This is a genomic window from Alphaproteobacteria bacterium (assembly GCA_037146715.1).
Classification (GTDB): Bacteria; Pseudomonadota; Alphaproteobacteria; order UBA7879; family UBA5542; genus JBAWWO01.
Genome location: JBAWWO010000004.1, coordinates 53,387 through 73,664, shown reverse-complemented (window position 1 = coordinate 73,664; position 20,278 = coordinate 53,387). Strand labels below are relative to the sequence as shown.

Sequence of the window (20,278 nt, the reverse complement as noted above, 5' to 3'; positions counted from 1 at the left end):
CATGACAAATGAAAGACTTCCTTTACTCCCTTTGAGAGATATCGTTGTTTTTCCCCAGATGATTGCAACGCTTTTTGTTGGGCGCTCTAAATCTGTTGTTGCCCTTGAAGAAGCTATCCGTTTAACCAATCGTCATGTGATTGTCGTCACTCAAAAAGAATCTATTGTTGATGAACCCACTGCAAAAGATCTTCATAAGATCGGCACCATCGGACAAATTTCTGAAATGGTGAACCTTCCAGATGGAACCGTAAAGGTTTTGATTGAAGGAAAACACAGGGCAACCATTGAAAACGTTGATGATAAGGGCCCCTTTATGTGGGGAGAAGCCTCCACACTGATCAGCCCCCTTCCCGATCAAGAAACCCTGTATGTTTTAGATAAGTTGTTGATTACCGAGTTTGAAGAATATGCAAAATTCAATAAGAAAATCACACCCGAATTTATTGCCAACCTGTTTGCTCTCGACGACATTGAAAAAGTTATCGATACGGTATCTATGCAAATTCCCTTGACCATTCCTGAACGACAAGATTTGTTGGAACGGCTCCCCATTAAAGACCGCATGGAACTTGTCTTGTTTTTCTTAAAAAGAGAAATTGAAAGCTCGCAAACAGAAGAAAAAATCCGGGAACGCATTAAGGCTCAGATGGCCAAAAACCATCGGGAATATTATTTGCAAGAACAAATGAAAGCCATCCAGAAAGAACTTCATAACGAGGATGGTAAAGACGAAATGGGGATTTTGGAACAGAAAATCAATGCAACCCCTCTGTCTGCTGAGGCAAAGAAAAAAGCCCAGGATGAACTTAGAAAACTGCGGGCCATGAACCCCATGTCAGCAGAAGCTTCTGTCATTAGAAATTATTTAGACTGGCTGCTTGAAATTCCCTGGGAGAAATCTCCATGGAAAAAATTCACCCTAAAACAGGCGGAAGAAACTTTAGACCAAGACCATTATGGTCTTAAAAAAGTAAAAGAACGCATTTTAGAATTTCTATCTGTGCAACAGCGTCTGGCCCAACCTAAAGGGCAAATTATTTGTTTGGTTGGTCCCCCAGGTGTTGGAAAAACGTCCCTGGCAAAATCTATTGCAAAAGTAACACAACGTCCTTATGTGCGCGTTGCTTTAGGCGGCGTTCATGACGAATCTGAAATTCGGGGTCACCGTCGCACCTATATTGGATCCATGCCTGGCAAAATTGTTCAAGGCATGAAAAAAGCCAAGTCTACGAACCCCTTATTTTTGCTAGATGAAATTGATAAAATGGGAACCGACTGGCGCGGCGACCCGGCCTCTGCGCTTCTTGAAGTGTTGGATCCTGAACAAAACAAGCACTTTAATGATCATTACTTGGAAGTCGATTATGATCTTTCTAATGTGATGTTTTTGGCTACTGCGAACAGTTTGAACCTGCCCCGACCTTTATTAGATCGCATGGAAATCATTTCTATTGAGGGATACACAGAAGAGGAAAAACTTCAAATTGCCTTAGGCTATCTGGTTGAAAAACAAAAAACTGACAATGCCGTAAAAAAGGAAGAGCTTGCCTTTACAAACGACGCCCTATTACAAATTATTCGGTCCTATACTCGGGAGGCTGGTGTGCGCGGATTAGAACGACAAATTGCTTCTCTATGCCGCAAAGCCGTTCGTCAATTGGCTGACAAAAAAGTATCATCCATCACCATTACCCCAGAAAATTTGCAGAGTTATTTAGGCCCCATTAAGTATCAGTTTGAAAAAGCTGAGAATGTCCCCCAGGTTGGCGTTACGACCGGACTCGCCTGGACGGAAATGGGCGGCGATTTGCTGTATATCGAAGCCGTCAAATCCGAAGGTAAAGGTAAAATAAATATTACAGGAAAGTTGGGGGAAGTGATGCAGGAATCTGTAAAAGCTTCTTTAAGTTATGTGAAATCAAGAGCTGCTGAACTTGGTATTGACCCTGCAGTTTTTGGCAAAATTGACATTCATCTTCATGTGCCTGAGGGCGCAACTCCAAAGGATGGCCCCTCTGCCGGCGTGTCTATTTCAACAACCTTGGTATCTTTGCTGACCGGTATTCCAGTAAAATCTTGCGTTGCTATGACGGGGGAAATTACCTTGCGGGGGCTTGTTTTTCCCATTGGAGGGCTGAAAGAAAAATTGTTAGCCGCTCAGAGAGGCGGCATCAAGACCGTTCTTATCCCCAAGGAAAATGAGAAAGACTTGGTTGAAATTCCAGAAAGCATTTTGAAATCTTTGAAAATTATTCCTGTAGAAACGTTGACGGAAGTGTTAGCGGAAGCCCTTGTGAATCAACCTCAACCCTTTGTTGATCTGATCGCTTCGGATGCTCCGCCCATGTCTAGCCCAGCTACCTACCCCTTACCGCCAACAGCTGTTCATCACTAAAAACCTAGATTTTTGGCCGATTGCTTCGCGAAATGCCCCCAATTGGATTCCCTCGGGCTTGACCCGAGGGTCTAAGGGTGCGGAACGCGCCCCTGTTGGGGTGCCGAAAGAAGTAAGGCGTGGGTCCTCGGGTCAAGCCCGAGGAATTCAAAAAGAGAGAACCCGAGGAAAGCAAGGGGGCTCGAGGAAAGCAAAAAATGGGGGAGAGGAAGTGACGGATGTAGGCGAGCACTACTTCGTCAACCAGCTTAAAGCCCCCTGCGGCATGATTGCTGGGCCTTGAGCTTGAGAAATTCCGTGCCCTTGAGGCATCTGAGGTGGCTGTTGAGGCGTTGCAGCAGAAACGGGAATACCCCAACCTAGTTCTGGGGAGGAAGAGCCCCCTCCCCCAGAAACAGGAACCGAAGGGATCTGTTGTTGAGGAATGTTCGGCATTTCTCTCGGAGATGGAGAAATAGCCGCTGCTGAAGAAATATTTACAACAGCAGTTTTCTGAGATGGCTCATCAAGAGAATATCCCACAAGAGGCGCTGGGGCTGCAAATTTAGGCCTGGTTTGGACTTCAAGATCATCCGAAAGAACGTTATACCGGTCTGTGTTGGCCGGTTCTCCCTCTGACTTTAAAATGGATTGATCATGAAAGAAATCAATATCAGAGGACGCGCCTTGTCTTTGAGGAACCGCCATATCCGCCGCCCATAAACCCTGAAAAAAAAGAACACTCCATCCAAAAAATATAATTTTACGCATATGGTAACTATACCCAGCCCCATTAGAGTTGTCGATCCCTTACTAATTGACTTCCTAAAAAATTTTACATATAAGATTTTATCAACTAAGACATAAAGGAGAAAGACATGAGAATATTTTTAAGGTTCATCATTCTGTTGGGAATTTCTGCGTTCACATATGAAAGTTCTTCAAGAAGCGATTTTGATCGCGATTACACCTACCAACTTTCTGCTGACGCCCAAGAACAAACCCCTTTTGTTGGTGCCGATTTAAGCATGTCTGTGCTTGAGGGATATCGTTATCTTGATGATAGATTCAGCCCCGAACCCGATGAGCTCTGGAAAAATCTAGCCATGATGATCCCAAGACTTATGGTATCAACCTATGTATCCACCTTCCAACATGAAGTCTTTGGTCATGGGACATCCGTGCGTCAAATTGGGCAGGGCTGGTCAGTGAGGTCTTACTCTTTTAACTTAGATGGCAGTGGGTCAACAAGTATTCTTGCAAACCGCGCCTCACCCCCACAATATCTGATTGCTGTAGATATTGCCGGCATGCAGGCCACCGAAGTTTTAAGTGATTCCATCAAAGATCGTTTTCTAGAAAAAGAATCCATCAACCCCACCTATGCAGCCGCTTATTTAGTGTCATCCACTGATCAAATAAATTACGTGTTTTCCGACTATCAAGAGGGCAAAGGACACGATGTTCAGAATTATATTACTGGAATGAATACCATTTATGGCTCTGGCTATCTTTCAAAGTCTAAGCTTAGATCTAGAACGTGTCTGAACTTATTAGATCCTTTCCTTTATTATTCATTGTATTCTTTGGGCACAGGAAAAGATTTTGAATATCCCATGATTCCTATTGGAGACTGGAAATATCTGCCAGGCTTTAGGGCTGTTTTTACACCCTATGGCCTTGAAAACAAACTGATCAACCATTTTAGAACTCCCACTACGCCTATGCAGATTAACTTTTCCCAAGGAACTAACAAGCGCGGAACTTCTTGGTCTGCTGAAGCCATTGTGGATAAAGTTTGGTCCGATGATAAATTTGACCTAGGGTTTAATGTAGCCACCTGGAATCAACCGAAGCTTTTTGTAAGCAATGTTCTGCAGGCCCCAAATAAACAGGGAGGTTCAGCTGAGGCAATCATTCGGTTTAATATGACCAGATCCGGCTCTATTTATACCAGCACAGGCTATAAAACTGCTGGATTCAGACTCGGCTACCCCCTAAGGTCTAGCGTTCTATTCCGCGCTGGTCTTTCTTATGTGTTTTAGAGGCGATGAAACCACAGACCCGAAAGTCTGTGGTTTCAAGACATTTTGCACTAAAAAATTTAGACGCTAGTTTCTGTCACGTCGGTATTTTTCTGCGCTCTAATTTTCTTATTTTCGAAAGACTGCCTTAATTCTGTCTGCAAATCTAGTGCATCCGGCTTTGTCTTTGTACTAGCTTTTGCTTGCACATATCTCATGCCTTGATTAGCAGCTTCCCGTAAGAAGTCATCTACATCAGACAATTTTTTCGGCATATCGCAATTCTTAACGCATTCTGGCAGCTTTAATCCCTTACAAATACCCATATGCTTTAAGGCCATACATTGTGCCCAAACGCCTGGCTTTTTATACTCAACCCGATTACATAACCGCTTACACAAGAATACCAACTTCTCACGCTTACCTAAAGCTTTACAAGCTTTAAGCCCCGGCAGATCTTTTGAGGGTTTTGCTTCCTGAGCTGTTCTTTTGCAAACCTCTACAAGCAAATCTGTGAGACCTTGAGGCCTCTTATGAGAAAAAGAATCATTTCTCACACGTTTGCATAGCTCTGTAGGATCATAGCCATGATCCAAAACAAGCCAATAAGCCAGGCAGAGTTTTACGTTTTGAATTTCCTGCTTTCCTTTCGATAATTTACGAATTTTTTGACTAAGCGTTTTGAAAAAACCTTTCTTTTTATTCTTAGAAATTTTATCTTGAAGGTCATCTGCAGAAAGAGGATCTGCTAAGTCGTAGCTATGGGCTTCTTCTTTTTGCGCATAAGAGCCAACGCGACCTGCTATTGAGGATGTGTTATCATAGGCGTAGCCATCATCAGAATCGCCTGTGCTCGCACAAGCAACATGGGATAGTCCCAATGACACAAATAAAAAGAAACTTAAAAAATAGGCTTTCATAGAATACTCTCCTGTATATGTTGATTTTTTCTGATTTTGTACTCAAAGAAAATCAAAGTCAATAGAAATATCCACATATGATTTTCCTCTGGAAGGCCTTGTTTTCTAAGGTTTTTTACAAACATTCCCAAACAATCCCCATATTTCTCCACAAATTCCCATTGACTCCCATCTCATCCCATGCTACTCCATTAATTAAGGGTACAACATGAAAGTAGGGTTGTTATGTCGTTATTTTTATCGACGTTTATCAATAAGATTGATCGAAAAGGCAGGGTTTCAGTACCTTCGTCTTTTCGAACAGCCCTATCTGCCCAATCGTTTCAAGGGGTTGTCCTTTTCCGGTCTTACACCCAGTCTGCTCTTGAAGGCTGTGGGATTGACCGCATGCAAACCCTTAGTAACAGCTTAGACCGTCTAGATTTATTTTCCGAAACCCATGAAGATCTGGCTTCTGCCCTGTTTGCTGACACCCATCAGCTTGCCTGGGACCCTGAAGGCCGCATCATGCTGCCCGAACATTTGCGCCACTTTGCGCACATTGATGACACGGCGGCTTTTGTGGGACGGGGCGCGACTTTCCAGATTTGGAGCCCGAAGGCCTTTAATGATCATCAAGAAAAGGCCCGGGCCCGCATTAAGCAAGGAAAAGCCACCCTGCAGTTAAAGGAAAATCTATGATGGAACCCGCGGAAACTGTTCATAAACCGGTCTTGCTGAATGAAGTTCTGGCTGTTCTGGATCCAGTAGCTGGAAAAACCTATGTAGATGGCACCTTTGGAGCTGGTGGTTATACGAAAGCTATCTTAGAAAAATCTCCCTGCATTGTTTATGGTATTGATCGAGACCCTGACGCTGTTGATCGCGCCCAAGCCCTAAGAAAAACATACCCCCGCTTTCATATTATTGAGGGAAATTTTGCTGATATGGACCACCTAATGTCTGAAACAGTCCATCCAAAAGTAGATGGGGTTGTTCTTGATTTAGGCGTATCCTCGCCTCAACTAGATCAAGCTGACCGTGGTTTTTCCTTTCAAAAAGATGGTCCTTTGGACATGCGCATGGAAAAAAGTGGTGTTACGGCGGCCCAGGTTGTGAATACCTATTCGGAAGAACGGCTGGCCCATATTATTTGGTCCTATGGGGATGAGAAAAAATCAAAGCAGATTGCCAAACGCATTGTAAATGACCGAGTCAAAACCCCCTTTACCAGCACCCTACAGCTGGCCAAGGTAATTCATGAAACCCTGGGCCATAAAGACCCCCGTAAAATAGATCCAGCCACCAAAACTTTTCAGGCTTTGCGTATTTTTGTAAATGAAGAAATGGGATCTTTGAAAAAAGGCCTGCGAGCGGCTGAGAAAATCTTAAACCCCGGAGGACACCTTATTGTAGTATCTTTTCATTCCCTGGAAGATCGAGAAGTTAAAACATTTCTGCAGACTCGCAGCGGCAAGAAATCCAATCCCTCACGGTATGACCCAAGGCCTAACACTCCTGATTCTTTACCCTCCACCTTTCAATTGATTGATAAAAAGAGCATGGCCCCAAGCATGAAGGAAGTACGCGACAATCCACGCTCTCGATCAGCAAAGTTACGATGGGCCCTTAGAACGACGGCCCCTGCTTGGCCCTTTGAGGAGGACTTATCATGACCCTGAATCATATGCTTTTAAGAAGAATGTCTGCCCTGTCTTTAATGGGAAGTTTGCTGCTAGGAATTTGTCTGTACTATGTGAAACATCAAGTCACTAATTTAGAGAAAGAAATCCGCATTACTCATAGAAAAAGCCAAAGTGCACAAGATTCTATTCACGTCCTAAAGGCCGAGTGGGGATTTTTGAACAGCCCTAAGCGTTTGCAGGAACTAAACGAACAACACATCCATCTGAAACCCGCTAAAACCTATCAGATTGCTTCTTTGGAATCTTTAAACTCTGAAAAAGCTCCTCGCCTCATGATGGCTCGATTGGAGAAAACCAAATGATCCATTCGGCAGCATATTCCAGTTCCTCCAACGGCCGCTTAAGGCCGTTACTGCATAAAAGATATCAAACCACAGAACAAAAACCCTGGGGACGCCTTGGGTTTGCCTTTGCTTCCTTATTATTCATTTTTCTAGGCATCGCCAGTCGTTTAGCTTGGGTTATGGTATGGACACCTTCCGCCCATAATGTACCTTCAAACTTTGGAAATGCCATAGCCCGCGCTGATATCGTTGATCGAAATGGTGAAATTTTAGCCACAAATTTGATTACATTTTCTATGTTTGCTAATGCAGCCGAAATACTAGATCCAAAAGATACGGCCCATAAGCTCTCTTTGATATTTCCAGATATGAAAGAGGAAGAACTTTACAAGAAATTTAAATCCAGAAAGTCATTCATTTGGTTGAAGCGGAACCTAACTCCTACCCAACAACAAGAAATTAATAGTTTGGGGTTGGTGGGTATTGAGTTCAAAAAAGAACAGAAGCGGGTATACCCCCATGGGGCGACAAGCTCTCATATTCTAGGGTACGCTAATATTGATAACAAGGGTCTGGCAGGCATTGAACGGGCCTATGACCATGTGCTTACAAGCCAGAAAGAACCCTTGCGCCTGTCATTGGACTTGCGTGTTCAGCATATTTTGCGGGATGAAATAAAATCCGGCATCAAGGAATTTAATGCAAAGGCTGGCAACGGCGTACTGATGAACATCCACACAGGGGAAATTGTTGCTATGGCTTCTTTACCTGACTTTGACCCCCATCATTTTAATCCAAAAAAAGATGATATTTTTAACGCTAACACCTCCGGTATTTATGAATTCGGGTCTATCTTTAAAATCTTTACCTTTGCTATGGCTTTGGATTCCAAAAAAGTATCCCTGAAAGACAACTTTGATGCATCCCACCCTATTATGATAGGAAAGCACAAAATTGGTGACTATCAGGCCAAAAATCGCTGGCTTTCTGTGCCCGAAGTTTTCATGTATTCATCAAACATCGGGACTGTCAAAATGGCCCTTAAAGTGGGGCCAAAAGGTCAAAAATCTTTCTTTGAAAAGTTGGGATTTTTAAAACCCTTAAAAACTGATCTAAAAGAAAATGGTATTCCTATGGCTCCCCGTGAATGGAAAGAAATTAACACCGCCACCGTTTCTTATGGATATGGTCTGGCCGTCAGTCCCTTGCAACTTGTGAATGGATTGGCAAGTATTATTAATGGGGGGCTGTTAAGATCTCCGACCCTTATTGCCGATAAAAACAAAGACAGAGAACCTGTGCAAATCATCTCATCTGCAACGTCAGAGACCATGCGCCGCTTAATGCACCTTGTCGTTAAGCATGGCTCTGGAAAACAGGCTGATGTTCCTGGCTATATCGTGGGCGGAAAAACGGGATCTGCCAATAAAAAAAGTAGCAATGGAAAGGGTTATGTGGCCAAAAACAAGCATCGAGCCTCATTCGTGTTTGCCTTCCCCATGACGAATCCACAGTATATCGGACTTATCACCCTAGACGAACCCCAGGGCAATTCATCGACTATGGGTTTTTCAACGGGAGGGTGGACAGCAGCTCCCGTCGCAAGACGAGTCATTGAAAAAGCGGCCCCTCTTCTGGATGTTTTTCCTGTTGATGAATCGGCCCCCAATATTCAAATGGCTATGCGTGTTCCCCTCCAGAATCACGAGATCCAGCGTGCAACTCGATAAATTTTTAGAAACTGTAAAATACCCAGAATCTTTCACAGCCTGGTCTCGCAGCAAAAAGCCCTTACATACATTTTCCATTGAATCCATTGTTGACGATTCCCGAAAAGTCACTAAAGGATCTCTATTCGTAGCGATATCAGGCACTGAAACAAAAGGGGACACATTCATTCCCGATGCTATTTCTAAGGGAGCCACAGTCATTGCAGCCACTCCGGATCAATGCAAAGAATATGCCCTTTCTTATCCTGATATGTGTTTTATAGAAACGAAAATTCCCCGCCGCTTTCTAGCCTTTTTAGGGGCCGCCTTTTACCCCAAGCAACCTGAAAATATTGTGGCCGTAACGGGCACCAATGGAAAAACCTCCGTCGTTAATTTTGTGCGTCAAATTTGGGAACATCTTGGTTATAAAGCTGCAAGCCTTGGTACATTAGGCATTCAAAGCACCCAGTTTCAACAACAAAAACACCTGACCACTCCTGATCCGCTATACCTACATAGTCAGCTGGATGCTATGACAAAAAAAAATATTACCCATTTAGCGATGGAATCATCCAGCCATGGCCTAGATCAACACCGATTAGATGCCGTACATTTAAAGGCTGCTGCCTTCACTAATTTAAGCCCCGATCATCTGGATTACCACAAAACTCTTGAGGCCTATTTAGATGCAAAAAGACAGCTATTCAAGCGTATTTTGCCCCCCCAAGGAACGACTGTTCTAAATGCAGATATTCCTGAATTTGAAACTTTAAAGAATTCAATCTCTTCAAAAATTTTAACATATGGTCGAAAGGGTGCTCAGATCCATTTGGAATCTTTGACCCCCCTGCCTCATGGACAAACTTTAAAGTTGCGTATATTTGGCAACCTTTACCATGTAAACTTTCCTCTGATCGGTGAATTTCAAGTCTATAATGCTTTGTGTGCCTTAGGGTTGGTTCTAGCCGTAAACCCTGAAAAAACAGAGAACGCCATCCAAATTCTTGATCATCTTCAGGGCATTCCGGGTCGTTTAGAGTTTGTAGGAAGCCACCCGAATGGGGCTCCTGTTTATGTTGATTATGCTCACGCATCCGGCGGCATCGAAACCTTATTAAAAACCATGCGTGCTCATATCAAAGGAGATCTCTGGGTTGTGTTTGGCGCTGGAGGCGGTCGTGACCCCAGTACCCGCCCCCTTATGGGGAAAGCGGCTAGTGCCTATGCAGACCATGTGGTAATTACGGATGATAACCCCCGCTTTGAAGATCCCCAAATTATTCGCCAGCAACTTTTAAAGGGCTGCCCCGATGCTATTGAAATTCCAGACCGACCAGAAGCCATCAACTATGCCATTCATCATTTAAAACCTCAAGATGCTTTGGTGGTTACAGGAAAAGGCCCTGAAGATGGTCAAATCATCAAGGGGGTTACTTATCCATTTTTGGATAAATCTGTTATAGAAAATATTTTATCGGGTATGAAGAAATGAATCACTTTTGGACAGCGCAAAAAATTGCAGAAGCGACCCAAGGCAAGCTTATTGGCAATACAGATTGGTCGACGGTAGCCTTTGCTATTGACTCGCGCGCCCTGAAGGTCGGCAACGTTTTTATAGCCCTTGAGGGAGAAAAAGTTGATGGTCATGACTTTGTGAAACAAGTGATCGACAAGGGGGCTATTGCAGCCGTTGTGCACAAAAAATTACCTTCCTACCCCTCAAACTTTCCTTTAATTTTGGTTGAAAAAACCGATAAAGCCCTAGTTAATTTAGGAAACTATGCCCGCAAGAATTTTAAGGGGAAAGTAGTTGGAGTTACGGGCAGTGCGGGGAAAACATCAACCAAAGATATGCTAGCTTTTTGTTTGGCGGATCAAGCCAAAACCCACAAAAGTGAGAAAAGTTTTAATACAAAGCTGGGCGTTCCCCTCACCATCGCCAACTGTCCCCCTGCATCAGAATTTTTGGTTTTAGAGATAGGGATGAGTTTGCCTGGCGAAATTTCCCTGCTGACCCATATAGCAAAACCAGATGTGGCCATTATTACGACCATTGCCCATGCTCATATAGAGTTTTTAAAGTCTCTAGACGGTGTTGCCAAAGCCAAGGCCGAAATATTTGAAGGCCTGCAACCGAATGGGACAGCCATTGTAAATGGGGATTTAGATCAAACCCATATTCTGGTCGAAAAAGCTAAAGAAAATAACGTAAAGAATATCTTTTTATTTGGCGAGAATCCTGCCTGTCAAACACGTCTATTAAAGTATGAACCTAGCTCTGCGGGTTGTCATATTCGCGCCGAAATTTTGGGGGAAGAAGTTTCTTATAAACTGCAAGCCTTTGGCAAACATCATGCCATGAATAGTTTGGCCGTTTTAACGGCACTTAAGATGTTCAAAGCTGATTTACAAAAAGCCATCATAACAATTGGAAATTTTACGGAAACAGAAGGTCGGGGAAAATCTTATTTATTGAGAGATGATATTTTATTGGTGGATGAAAGTTACAACGCCAATCCAGATTCCACCAGGGCTGCTCTGATTGCTTTCCAGGAACGTCCCATCAACGGACGGCGCATTGTAATTTTGGGTGATATGGGAGAGCTAGGTCCCCAATCTGGCCTATATCATAGGAACTTGAAAACGACTCTTCAAAATATGAAAATAGATTTTTTGTTTACCTATGGACCCCTTATGAAAGAACTATTTCAAGAAGCTCACCAAGAAATTCATGCGAAACATTTTGACGATCTTAATGAACTATCAGAAGAACTTACTAGAATTATTAAACCTAAAGATGAACTATTTATTAAATCATCAAAAAGTACTAGACTAAGTTTAGTCGCAGAAAGAATTAGGAAACATTATGCTGTATAATTTGTTATATCCACTTAATAGTCAGTATACATTTTTAAACATTTTCAAATATATTACTGTTCGGGCAGCAGGTGCTACCTTAACAGCCTTGATTATTGTTTTTTGCTTTGGACCCGCTTTTATTCGAAAGCTGAAAGCTCTGCAAGGAAAAGGTCAGCCCATCCGGAAAGAGGGGCCAGCTTCTCACCTGACCACCAAGCAGGGTACTCCCACCATGGGTGGATCTTTGATTTTGCTGGGCATGACCGTCAGCACGCTTTTGTGGGCTGATCTGACAAATTCCTATGTTTGGATTGTTTTGGGGGTCACTCTATCCTTGGGCGTTTTGGGGGGCATTGATGACTACATAAAAGTCACCAAACAATATCCTGATGGCATGCGCAGTCGCACCAAATTTGCCATTCAAATTTTAATAGGATGTGTCGCCACTTACTTCATTCTCCACCACTCTCCCCTCACCCTCGAAAATCAACTCTTTTTCCCTTTCTTTAAGAATGCTCTTTGGAATATGGGAGGATGGTTCTTTCTATTTTCAACGCTTGTTATTGTGGGATCATCCAACGCCGTTAACCTGACGGATGGACTGGATGGCCTGGCCATCGGGCCTATCATCTTTACCGCCTTATCCTTCGCCGTGATTACGTATATTGTTGGAAACTCGGTCTTTGCTCACTATTTACAGCTTCATTTTGTGCCCGGCAGCGGTGAGCTTGCCATCATTTGCGGTGCATTCGTAGGCGCCAGCTTGGGCTTTTTATGGTTTAATGCACCCCCTGCTATGATTTTCATGGGGGATATGGGGTCGTTGGCCATTGGGGGCGCGCTTGGGGCTATTAGCCTGATCGTTAAACACGAAATTGTGCTTGCCATCATTGGGGGTATTTTTGTTCTTGAAGCCGTTTCTGTTATGCTTCAGGTTGCCTATTTTAAAATGACCGGTGGCAAAAGAATTTTCCTGATGGCCCCTTTGCATCATCACTTTGAGAAAAAAGGATGGGCTGAATCCACCGTCGTGATTCGCTTCTGGATTATTTCCATTATTTTGGCCTTGATTGGTCTTGCGACTTTGAAAATCAGATGATTCCTCTCCCCCATACAAAAGGACAGAGTTTTTATGTTTTTGGTTTGGGAAAATCTGGTCTGTCTGCCGCCCACGCTTTGATAGAGTCGGGAGCCCATGTGCAAGCTTGGGATGATGAACCCGAATCCATAGAAAAAGCAAAGTTTCTAGATATTCCTGTAACCCCCCCCGATAGAATAAATTGGTCCCAGCAAAAAGGACTTATTTTAAGCCCAGGAATTCCGCATACTTACCCAACCCCTCATCCCGTTGCAACCCTGGCTAAAGAATATCATGTGCCCATTCTCTGCGATGTGGAATTGCTGCTACAAGCTCGCCCCCAAAACACCTTTATTGGCATCACCGGCTCTAACGGAAAATCAACTACCACTGCCCTAATTGCCCATATTCTGAAAGAAGCTGGTCTGAAAGTTCAAGAAGGCGGCAATCTGGGAATCCCAGCCCTTGATTTAACTCCCCTTGATGAAAAAGGTGTCTATGTTTTGGAGCTTTCTTCTTTTCAGCTAGACCTATGTTTTTCACCTTCCCTAAAGGGCGCTATTTTTATAAATGTGACCAAAAATCATCTGGACCGCCACGGAGGAATGGAAGGTTACATTGAATCTAAGAAACGCATTTTCAAGCTTTTAAAACCAAAGGGCAAAAAAGTTATTGGGGTCGATTCTGACGACATGCAAAAAATCTGCCAAGAAGAACAGGGTTTACCCATTTCTGCAACGCACAAAGTTCCGGGCATCTTTGTTGAAAAGGGACACTTGATAGACGCCCGCACCCAGCCCGCAAGATCAATCATGGATTTAAATAGCCTTGAAAACCTAAAAGGAACCCACAATTTTCAAAATATAGCCGCGGCCTTTGCAATCCTCACAGACTTAGATCTAGCAACCCCTGACCAAATTATTCATGGGATTAAAACTTTTCAGGGGTTACCCCACCGTCAGGAAATTGTAGCCCGCTTTAAGAACATTCTTTTTGTGAATGACAGCAAGGCCACAACGCTTGAGGCCTCCATCCAGTCCATTCAGCAGTTTGAGCCCATTTATTGGATTGTGGGGGGCGTACCAAAAGAAGGGTTTGAAGATATATCAGCCCTGAAGCCCTATGAAAGTCGCATTCAAAAGGCCTTTTTAATCGGCCAGTCAAGCCATGCCTATTACGCTCTTTTCCACAAAAAATTTGACTGTTTAGAAACCCAGACTCTGGAAAAAGCAACCCAAGCCGCCTTTCAAGAGGCCCTGAAGAATCCCGCTGAAAATATTACCATTCTGCTGGCGCCTGCTTGCGCGTCGTATGACCAATTTGATAATTTTGAACATCGGGGAAATGTGTTTAAAAAGTATGTGGCTAACCTTATAGGTCAATCATGACCCGTATTATCGGATTAGACCCAGGACTGCGCCACACGGGTTGGGGGATTATTGAATCTTCCGGAACCAGGCTATCTCACATTGCACACGGCATTATTAATGCCCATGAAGATATGCCCATGGCCGCAAGACTGACCACCATTCATGAAGAAATTATGAAGGTTTTGAAAGAATACGCCCCCCAAGAAGCAGCCGTAGAAGAAGTGTTTGTGAACAAAAACCCCCTTTCCACCCTGAAGTTGGGGATGGCCCGAGGAATTGCCCTTATGTCCCCTGCTTTTTATGGAATTCCAGTTGCAGAGTATGGGGCAAATAAGGTAAAAAAATCTATAGTCGGAAATGGTCATGCAGAAAAAGAACAGGTGGCCTCTATGGTGTCTATTTTGCTACCAGGGGTAAACCCAAAAAAAGATGCTGCCGATGCTTTAGCCATTGCCATATGTCACGCCCACTACAGAAGTTTTAATGAAACGATTTTGAAAAATGATTGCAAAGCTTAAAGGAATTGTAGACGGTATTAGGGGAAACCAGCTGGTGTTGGATGTGAACGGGGTGGGCTATAGCCTGCTTTGTTCGAATCAAACCTTAGGTCAACTACCCCCCATAGGAAGTTTTGCGAATGTGTCTGTGGAAGTTTTGATTCGCCAAGACAACATCACCCTTTTTGGTTTTTTTACCGAGGAAGAACGGGAAGCCTTCAAACTACTGCTAACAGTTCAGGGTGTGGGCGGCAAAGTCTGTTTAAGCTTACTGTCTAGTATTTCACCGGCAACCCTTCAAACTTGTTTGCTTACTCAAGATCATCTGCCTTTGACCCAGGCCGAAGGTGTTGGGCCAAAACTCGCCATGCGTATTGTCCATGAACTTAAGGGCAAAACTTTACTGACTGGTTCTTTACCTGGCGTGACTGCATCTATTGTGCCTCTGGCGTCCGTCAGTCAAGATGCCCTATCAGCCCTTATGAATTTGGGATACAGACGACAAGATGTGGCGGAAGCCCTGGCAAAAGTTCATGAGGACATGGGAGCTGATCTTTCTTTGGACGCTCTGATCCCCCAAACCCTTAAACGATTGAGCAAAGCCAATGGATAGACTCGTTTCAAAAGAAGTTTTACCTGCAGAAGAAGAAATCGTTGAGCTAAAGCATTCCTTGCGGCCCCTGAAGCTGGAAGATTTTTTAGGGCAAGAGCAACTGAAACAAAACTTAAAGATTTTTATTGAAGCGGCTAAAAAAAGATCTGAACCTCTTGACCATATTCTATTCTATGGCCCGCCCGGCCTGGGTAAAACAACCCTGTCCCAAATTGTTGCCCATGAACTGGGGGCAAGCTTCCGTTCTACATCTGGCCCCGTCATTGCCAAAGCCGGAGATTTAGCCGCTTTGCTGACCAATTTGCAGCCGCATGATGTATTGTTTATTGATGAAATTCACCGTCTGAACCCCGCTGTTGAGGAAATCCTCTACCCAGCTATGGAAGACTTCAAGTTGGACCTTATGATTGGGGAGGGGCCCTCAGCTCGATCCGTTCAAATCGATTTACCCCCTTTCACCCTTATCGGCGCCACAACCCGCTCTGGCTTGATCACACGTCCCCTGCGAGAACGTTTTGGCATTCCCCTGGCTCTTATTTTTTATGCGCCCCATGAACTGGCCCACATTGTGAAACGGGCTGCTTTGCAAATGAAATTAGATATGACCGAAGATGGTACCATGGAAATTGCAAAAAGATCCCGCGGAACGCCTAGAATCGCCCTGCGCCTTTTGCGCCGTGTCCGGGATATTACCTGCCTGTGGGATCAATTTCCTGTCACCGAACAGCTGGTTGACAAAGCCCTTGCACAGTTAGAGGTAGACTCGGAAGGTTTTGACCAAATGGATCGACGGTATCTTACAACAATCATTCAGCACTATAACGGCGGGCCTGTAGGTATTGAAACCATAGCCGCTATTTTATCCGAACAAAAAGATGTGCTGGAAGATGTGATTGAACCCTACCTGATGCAAAAAGGCTTTATGCAACGAACCCCCAGGGGCCGCATGCTGACCAAAACGGCTTATGATTACCTGAATCTTCCTTTCCCCCAAGATCTTGCTACTGTGGAAGAAAATGACTAGTTCCCACACCATCAAAGCCCGTGTTTACTACGAAAATACCGATGCAGGGGGTGTTGTTTACCATTCAGATTATCTGAAGTTCGCGGCCCGAGGTCGCACAGAACTTTTAAGACATTGGGGCGGAACGGAACAAGAGTGGGCCGAAAAGGAAAAAGTTCTTTTTGTCGTCACCCATGCGGACATCAAATTCAAAAGTCCCGCCCGTCTAGATGACCTGTTGACCATAGCAACCTCAATCAAAACCATGACAAAATTTCGCATGACATTTGATCAAAAAATTTATGTGGAAACCCGCCTATGCGTTGCCATCACAATTGAAATAGTTTGTGTTGACTTAGGCACCTATAAACCTATAAAATTCCCTGAATACTTACAAGAAAAGGCAAAAAGGTACATACATGACTGATACAAGTTCTGGAAAAATTTTAGCACAAACGGAAGTTATTGCGGCAAAGGGCACAAGTGCGTGGTCTTTGTTTTGGGAAGCAGATATTTTCGTCCAATTCATTATGCTTCTTTTGGTTATAGCCTCCATTTGGAGCTGGAATCTGATTCTTCAAAAAATATGGCAATTTAAAAGCCTAAAAAGATCTACAAACGCTATTCTGGGTGACCTCTCAAAGATTCATTCTTTGTCTAAATTAAAAGACTTTTTTAATGAGCACCCTCACCACGTTATGCATCATATTTTGTGGGCAGGTCTTTCTGAAATTTCTGAAGTTTCCCATTCAGAAGAATCTAAAAAAAATTCAATTTCTCTGGTGTCTCAAAGCTTAGAAAGCGCTCTTCGCTGGCAAATACATTGTCTGCAACGCAGCACAACCTTTTTGGCAACTGTTGGGTCCACGGCCCCCTTTATAGGTCTTTTAGGAACCGTCTGGGGAATCATGCATAGCTTTCAGTCCATCGCCATGTCTCAAAATACCAACTTGGCCGTAGTAGCCCCTGGCATTGCAGAAGCCTTGGCGGCAACAGCTTTGGGTCTTTTAACAGCTATTCCAGCCGTTGTGGCTTACAACAGAATTAATACGTTTTTGAGCGAATATACTCAGTTGCTCGAGCATTTCGTCGACAAAGTATGCATCCTGTATTCAAAAGAAATCTACTAGGGTTCCCATGCGCGGACGCAATCGTAACACACCTCATAAACAAATCAGCGATATTAACGTAACGCCCTTTGTCGACGTTGTCTTAGTTTTGCTTATTGTTTTTATGGTAACAGCGCCCCTTTTAAACGTGGGTGTTCCGATTGATTTGCCTGACAGCAATGCCCAAGCTTTGCCTGACAAAACTGAACCTATTGTGATTAGTATTGCAGAAAATGGCCTTATTTATATTCAAAAGGCCCAAACCTCCTTGCCTAAACTGGGTGCCAGACTTATGGCCATCACCCAGCGCAACAAAGAAACGGCCCTTTACATTCGGGCTGACCGAAAAATTTCCTATGGTATGGTTATGAAGGTTATTGGGGAGCTTAGTGCCTATGGCTTTAACAAAGTTTCCCTTGTCAGCACCACAGGCCACACGAGTCATGACAAATAAAAATTCCCTTTTATTTTCTATCTTTTTTCATCTTCTGATCATTTTGATTTTATTTGCCCCTTGGTCGATGCCACAAAAAGATTGGGAAATGGCAAAACCCATTCCCGTACGTATTGCCCCCATTGACGAATTGACCCAATCGCCACCCCCTAAGACTGAGGAAAACTTCAATAAATTCAAAGAAATTACAACCCAGGAAACCGCAAAGTCTGCCCCTGTGAAGGAAAAAACACCCCCTAAAAAAACTGAGATTGAAAAGAAAGAAACTAAGGTAGCGCCCGTCAAAAAAGAGCAGAAGAAAGACATTAAAAAGCCCGTGGAAACTGTATCTGCCCCACCCAAACCTCAAGCGGTTAAAAAGCCGGAACCCCAAGCAAAACCTCTGGACAAAAAACATCAAGAAACCTTTGATTCGTTGATGAAATCTTTAGAAAGAAATGTTGAAAGTAAACCTGCGGTCCAAAACTCTGACCCAAAGGCCTTTGAAGCAGAAAACATTTCAGATAAGCTGACCCTGTCAGAGCTTGACGCCCTACGTCAACAAATTCAGCAATGCTGGCATATTCAGCAAAGCGTATGGGAAGATCCGCAGATGGTCGTTGAAGCTACCGTTGATATTGGCCCTGACCGGAAGGTCACAAATATTTCTATCAAACGTCCTAAATTTGGAACTAACCGGGCCGCTTTCCAAGCCGCTGTGGATAGTGTGAAGCAGGCTCTAGCCGCCCCCGAATGTACGCCGTTAGCCTTGCCTGAGGGCAAACATGATCAATGGAAACGGGCCAAATTTGTCTTTAGCCCTAAAGGAGTTATTTGATGTTAAAAAAAGTAATATTAGGATGTTGTTTGATGTTCGGATTCACGGCTCAAGCTGACTTAGACGCAACATTTTCCCAAGGCAAACTAAAACCAACCCCCATTGCTTTGCTGAAATTTCAAGGGGACCAAGATTTAGCTGAAGATTTAAAAGAAGTGACTGAAAATGACCTGAAAAGATCTGGTTTTTTTGAGCCCATCCCATCGGAATCTTTCACAGAGACCAGTTTACCTTTAGCTCAACCCCCCCAATTTGAAAGCTGGAAACTCATTAAAACGCGCCTACTCCTCAATGGCCATGTTGCACTAACAAACGACAATGTTCTGATCATTCAATTCCAGTTGTGGGATGTGTACTCTCAAAAACAAATGGTACGGGGCACCATAAAAGCCAAAAAAAAATATTGGCGACGCTTGGCTCACATCATTTCTGACATTGTGTACAAACGTGTTACGGGAACAGAAGGCTACTTTGATAGCCGCATCGTATATATTGCTGAAACAGGCCCCCAGCTAAAAAGAATGCGGCGCCTGGCGCTCATGGACCAAGACGGCGCCAATCACCAGTATCTGACGGACGAAGATGTTTCTGTGATTACCCCGCGCTTTTCCCCAACTGAACAAAAAGTTGCCTATATGCAGTATGAAAAGAAAAGCAAGCTGGGAAAGATTCGCATTCTAGATTTGGAAACAGGGAAGCATGAATTTATTCAACAGTTGCCCGGGATCACTTATGCCCCTCGGTTTTCTCCCGATGGGACTCAGCTGGCCTTTAGTTATGCGGAACATGGAAAATCTTCCCTGTATTTGCTAGATCTTAAGACAAAAAAAATCTTACGTTTAACCAATGAGCAGGCCATTGATACCTCCCCCAGTTTTTCCCCTGATGGTAAAAAACTTGTCTTCAACTCAGACCGGGGGCATAAAAAACAACTTTATATATTGGATTTGAAAACCCTGAAGACTGAGCGCATCAGCTTCGGTGGCGGTGTTTATGCTACCCCCAATTGGTCCCCCGATGGCAAGTGGGTTGCCTTTACCAAAATACAAAAAGGCACCTTTTACATTGGCATTATGAAACCAGATGGCACCCACGAAAAGTTGATTGCCACAGGTTATTTAGTTGAGGGACCTTCTTGGGCACCCAACAGCCGCACCCTGTGTTTTTACCGACAAGAACGATGGAATGATACGGGAACCCTAGGCGGTAAAGCGAAAATTTACTCGATAGATATCAGCGGCGCCAACCAACAAGAGGTCAAAACACCTATGGATGCTACCGACCCTTCTTGGAGCCCCCCACTTCCTTTTGAACATCTCCCTCAGGTAGAAAACACTGACTTTGAGGATGAGGTTTTGTAAAAACCCGTCTTCGCGAGCCCCGCAGGGGCGTGGTGATCCGGCTTCCTTTAATGTTTGCATTCTATCCACAGGGTGCGTTATACTAAAAGAAAAAACAAACAGGGAGCGTTTGTGA

At 43.9% G+C, this 20,278-nt stretch carries 20 protein-coding genes; 18 read left to right on the top strand and 2 right to left on the bottom strand.

From position 1 onward, the window contains the following. Window position 1 precedes the first annotated feature (1 nt). A complete protein-coding gene (gene lon / locus WCG05_02555; protein ID MEI8320878.1) occupies window positions 2-2,398 on the top strand; it encodes an endopeptidase La in 2,397 nt (798 codons plus the stop codon). Window positions 2,399-2,629: 231 nt separating this feature from the next. Here the strand turns inward: lon and WCG05_02550 are convergent, their stop codons facing one another. Beyond that, a complete protein-coding gene (locus WCG05_02550) occupies window positions 2,630-3,148 on the bottom strand; it encodes a hypothetical protein (protein ID MEI8320877.1) in 519 nt (172 codons plus the stop codon). Window positions 3,149-3,255: 107 nt separating this feature from the next. Between WCG05_02550 and WCG05_02545 the strand changes: the two genes are divergently transcribed. Continuing rightward, window positions 3,256-4,422, top strand: a complete 1,167-nt coding sequence (locus WCG05_02545) for a hypothetical protein (protein ID MEI8320876.1) — start codon at window positions 3,256-3,258, stop codon at window positions 4,420-4,422. Between the two features lie 59 nt (window positions 4,423-4,481). Here WCG05_02545 and WCG05_02540 read toward each other — a convergent pair whose 3' ends face one another. Further along, a complete protein-coding gene (locus tag WCG05_02540) occupies window positions 4,482-5,321 on the bottom strand; it encodes a hypothetical protein (protein ID MEI8320875.1) in 840 nt (279 codons plus the stop codon). A 225-nt stretch (window positions 5,322-5,546) separates the two neighbouring features. Between WCG05_02540 and mraZ the strand changes: the two genes are divergently transcribed. From mraZ to tolB, 16 genes are read left to right on the top strand one after another with little or no spacing between them, the layout of a single operon-like run. After that, a complete protein-coding gene (mraZ, locus tag WCG05_02535) occupies window positions 5,547-6,002 on the top strand; it encodes a division/cell wall cluster transcriptional repressor MraZ (GenBank protein ID MEI8320874.1) in 456 nt (151 codons plus the stop codon). Then, window positions 5,999-6,976 (top strand): 16S rRNA (cytosine(1402)-N(4))-methyltransferase RsmH, encoded by a 978-nt coding sequence (rsmH, locus tag WCG05_02530; GenBank protein ID MEI8320873.1) that lies wholly within the window; start codon window positions 5,999-6,001, stop codon window positions 6,974-6,976. Before mraZ ends, rsmH begins: the two co-directional genes overlap by 4 nt. Next, the gene (locus tag WCG05_02525) at window positions 6,973-7,308 is read left to right on the top strand and encodes a hypothetical protein (GenBank protein ID MEI8320872.1); all 336 of its coding nucleotides are present in this window, start codon (window positions 6,973-6,975) and stop codon (window positions 7,306-7,308) included. Before rsmH ends, WCG05_02525 begins: the two co-directional genes overlap by 4 nt. Further along, a complete protein-coding gene (locus WCG05_02520; GenBank protein ID MEI8320871.1) occupies window positions 7,305-9,020 on the top strand; it encodes a penicillin-binding protein 2 in 1,716 nt (571 codons plus the stop codon). The genes WCG05_02525 and WCG05_02520 overlap by 4 nt, the downstream gene beginning before the upstream one ends. Then, window positions 9,007-10,494: a UDP-N-acetylmuramoyl-L-alanyl-D-glutamate--2,6-diaminopimelate ligase gene (locus tag WCG05_02515; protein MEI8320870.1), complete on the top strand. Its 1,488-nt coding sequence runs from the start codon at window positions 9,007-9,009 to the stop codon at window positions 10,492-10,494. Before WCG05_02520 ends, WCG05_02515 begins: the two co-directional genes overlap by 14 nt. Next, window positions 10,491-11,879, top strand: a complete 1,389-nt coding sequence (gene murF / locus WCG05_02510) for a UDP-N-acetylmuramoyl-tripeptide--D-alanyl-D-alanine ligase (GenBank protein MEI8320869.1) — start codon at window positions 10,491-10,493, stop codon at window positions 11,877-11,879. The genes WCG05_02515 and murF overlap by 4 nt, the downstream gene beginning before the upstream one ends. Further along, window positions 11,869-12,960 carry a phospho-N-acetylmuramoyl-pentapeptide-transferase gene (gene mraY, locus WCG05_02505; GenBank protein ID MEI8320868.1) on the top strand — a complete coding sequence of 364 codons (1,092 nt, stop codon included), beginning with the start codon at window positions 11,869-11,871 and terminating at the stop codon, window positions 12,958-12,960. Before murF ends, mraY begins: the two co-directional genes overlap by 11 nt. Next, window positions 12,957-14,327: a UDP-N-acetylmuramoyl-L-alanine--D-glutamate ligase gene (gene murD / locus WCG05_02500; protein MEI8320867.1), complete on the top strand. Its 1,371-nt coding sequence runs from the start codon at window positions 12,957-12,959 to the stop codon at window positions 14,325-14,327. The genes mraY and murD overlap by 4 nt, the downstream gene beginning before the upstream one ends. Further along, the gene (gene ruvC, locus WCG05_02495) at window positions 14,324-14,827 is read left to right on the top strand and encodes a crossover junction endodeoxyribonuclease RuvC (GenBank protein MEI8320866.1); all 504 of its coding nucleotides are present in this window, start codon (window positions 14,324-14,326) and stop codon (window positions 14,825-14,827) included. The genes murD and ruvC overlap by 4 nt, the downstream gene beginning before the upstream one ends. Further along, a complete protein-coding gene (ruvA, locus tag WCG05_02490; protein MEI8320865.1) occupies window positions 14,811-15,419 on the top strand; it encodes a Holliday junction branch migration protein RuvA in 609 nt (202 codons plus the stop codon). Before ruvC ends, ruvA begins: the two co-directional genes overlap by 17 nt. Then, window positions 15,412-16,443 carry a Holliday junction branch migration DNA helicase RuvB gene (gene ruvB, locus WCG05_02485; GenBank protein ID MEI8320864.1) on the top strand — a complete coding sequence of 344 codons (1,032 nt, stop codon included), beginning with the start codon at window positions 15,412-15,414 and terminating at the stop codon, window positions 16,441-16,443. Before ruvA ends, ruvB begins: the two co-directional genes overlap by 8 nt. After that, a complete protein-coding gene (gene ybgC, locus WCG05_02480; GenBank protein ID MEI8320863.1) occupies window positions 16,436-16,849 on the top strand; it encodes a tol-pal system-associated acyl-CoA thioesterase in 414 nt (137 codons plus the stop codon). The genes ruvB and ybgC overlap by 8 nt, the downstream gene beginning before the upstream one ends. Further along, window positions 16,842-17,552 carry a MotA/TolQ/ExbB proton channel family protein gene (locus tag WCG05_02475; protein MEI8320862.1) on the top strand — a complete coding sequence of 237 codons (711 nt, stop codon included), beginning with the start codon at window positions 16,842-16,844 and terminating at the stop codon, window positions 17,550-17,552. The genes ybgC and WCG05_02475 overlap by 8 nt, the downstream gene beginning before the upstream one ends. Before the next feature lie 7 nt (window positions 17,553-17,559). Next, a complete protein-coding gene (locus tag WCG05_02470; protein ID MEI8320861.1) occupies window positions 17,560-17,985 on the top strand; it encodes a biopolymer transporter ExbD in 426 nt (141 codons plus the stop codon). After that, window positions 17,975-18,802: a hypothetical protein gene (locus WCG05_02465; protein ID MEI8320860.1), complete on the top strand. Its 828-nt coding sequence runs from the start codon at window positions 17,975-17,977 to the stop codon at window positions 18,800-18,802. Before WCG05_02470 ends, WCG05_02465 begins: the two co-directional genes overlap by 11 nt. Further along, complete coding sequence (gene tolB, locus WCG05_02460) at window positions 18,802-20,163, top strand: Tol-Pal system beta propeller repeat protein TolB (protein MEI8320859.1); 1,362 nt, start codon at window positions 18,802-18,804, stop codon at window positions 20,161-20,163. The genes WCG05_02465 and tolB overlap by 1 nt, the downstream gene beginning before the upstream one ends. Window positions 20,164-20,278: the final 115 nt, after the last annotated feature.

What these genes read in the sequence shown, in the direction of transcription:
- lon (MEI8320878.1), top strand. Translation starts at nt 2, where the DNA reads ATGACAAATGAAAGACTTCCTTTACTCCCTTTGAGAGATATCGTTGTT.
- WCG05_02550 (MEI8320877.1), bottom strand. Translation starts at nt 3,148, where the DNA reads ATGCGTAAAATTATATTTTTTGGATGGAGTGTTCTTTTTTTTCAGGGT.
- WCG05_02545 (MEI8320876.1), top strand. Translation starts at nt 3,256, where the DNA reads ATGAGAATATTTTTAAGGTTCATCATTCTGTTGGGAATTTCTGCGTTC.
- WCG05_02540 (MEI8320875.1), bottom strand. Translation starts at nt 5,321, where the DNA reads ATGAAAGCCTATTTTTTAAGTTTCTTTTTATTTGTGTCATTGGGACTA.
- mraZ (MEI8320874.1), top strand. Translation starts at nt 5,547, where the DNA reads ATGTCGTTATTTTTATCGACGTTTATCAATAAGATTGATCGAAAAGGC.
- rsmH (MEI8320873.1), top strand. Translation starts at nt 5,999, where the DNA reads ATGATGGAACCCGCGGAAACTGTTCATAAACCGGTCTTGCTGAATGAA.
- WCG05_02525 (MEI8320872.1), top strand. Translation starts at nt 6,973, where the DNA reads ATGACCCTGAATCATATGCTTTTAAGAAGAATGTCTGCCCTGTCTTTA.
- WCG05_02520 (MEI8320871.1), top strand. Translation starts at nt 7,305, where the DNA reads ATGATCCATTCGGCAGCATATTCCAGTTCCTCCAACGGCCGCTTAAGG.
- murF (MEI8320869.1), top strand. Translation starts at nt 10,491, where the DNA reads ATGAATCACTTTTGGACAGCGCAAAAAATTGCAGAAGCGACCCAAGGC.
- mraY (MEI8320868.1), top strand. Translation starts at nt 11,869, where the DNA reads ATGCTGTATAATTTGTTATATCCACTTAATAGTCAGTATACATTTTTA.
- murD (MEI8320867.1), top strand. Translation starts at nt 12,957, where the DNA reads ATGATTCCTCTCCCCCATACAAAAGGACAGAGTTTTTATGTTTTTGGT.
- ruvC (MEI8320866.1), top strand. Translation starts at nt 14,324, where the DNA reads ATGACCCGTATTATCGGATTAGACCCAGGACTGCGCCACACGGGTTGG.
- ruvA (MEI8320865.1), top strand. Translation starts at nt 14,811, where the DNA reads ATGATTGCAAAGCTTAAAGGAATTGTAGACGGTATTAGGGGAAACCAG.
- ruvB (MEI8320864.1), top strand. Translation starts at nt 15,412, where the DNA reads ATGGATAGACTCGTTTCAAAAGAAGTTTTACCTGCAGAAGAAGAAATC.
- ybgC (MEI8320863.1), top strand. Translation starts at nt 16,436, where the DNA reads ATGACTAGTTCCCACACCATCAAAGCCCGTGTTTACTACGAAAATACC.
- WCG05_02475 (MEI8320862.1), top strand. Translation starts at nt 16,842, where the DNA reads ATGACTGATACAAGTTCTGGAAAAATTTTAGCACAAACGGAAGTTATT.
- WCG05_02470 (MEI8320861.1), top strand. Translation starts at nt 17,560, where the DNA reads ATGCGCGGACGCAATCGTAACACACCTCATAAACAAATCAGCGATATT.
- WCG05_02465 (MEI8320860.1), top strand. Translation starts at nt 17,975, where the DNA reads ATGACAAATAAAAATTCCCTTTTATTTTCTATCTTTTTTCATCTTCTG.
- tolB (MEI8320859.1), top strand. Translation starts at nt 18,802, where the DNA reads ATGTTAAAAAAAGTAATATTAGGATGTTGTTTGATGTTCGGATTCACG.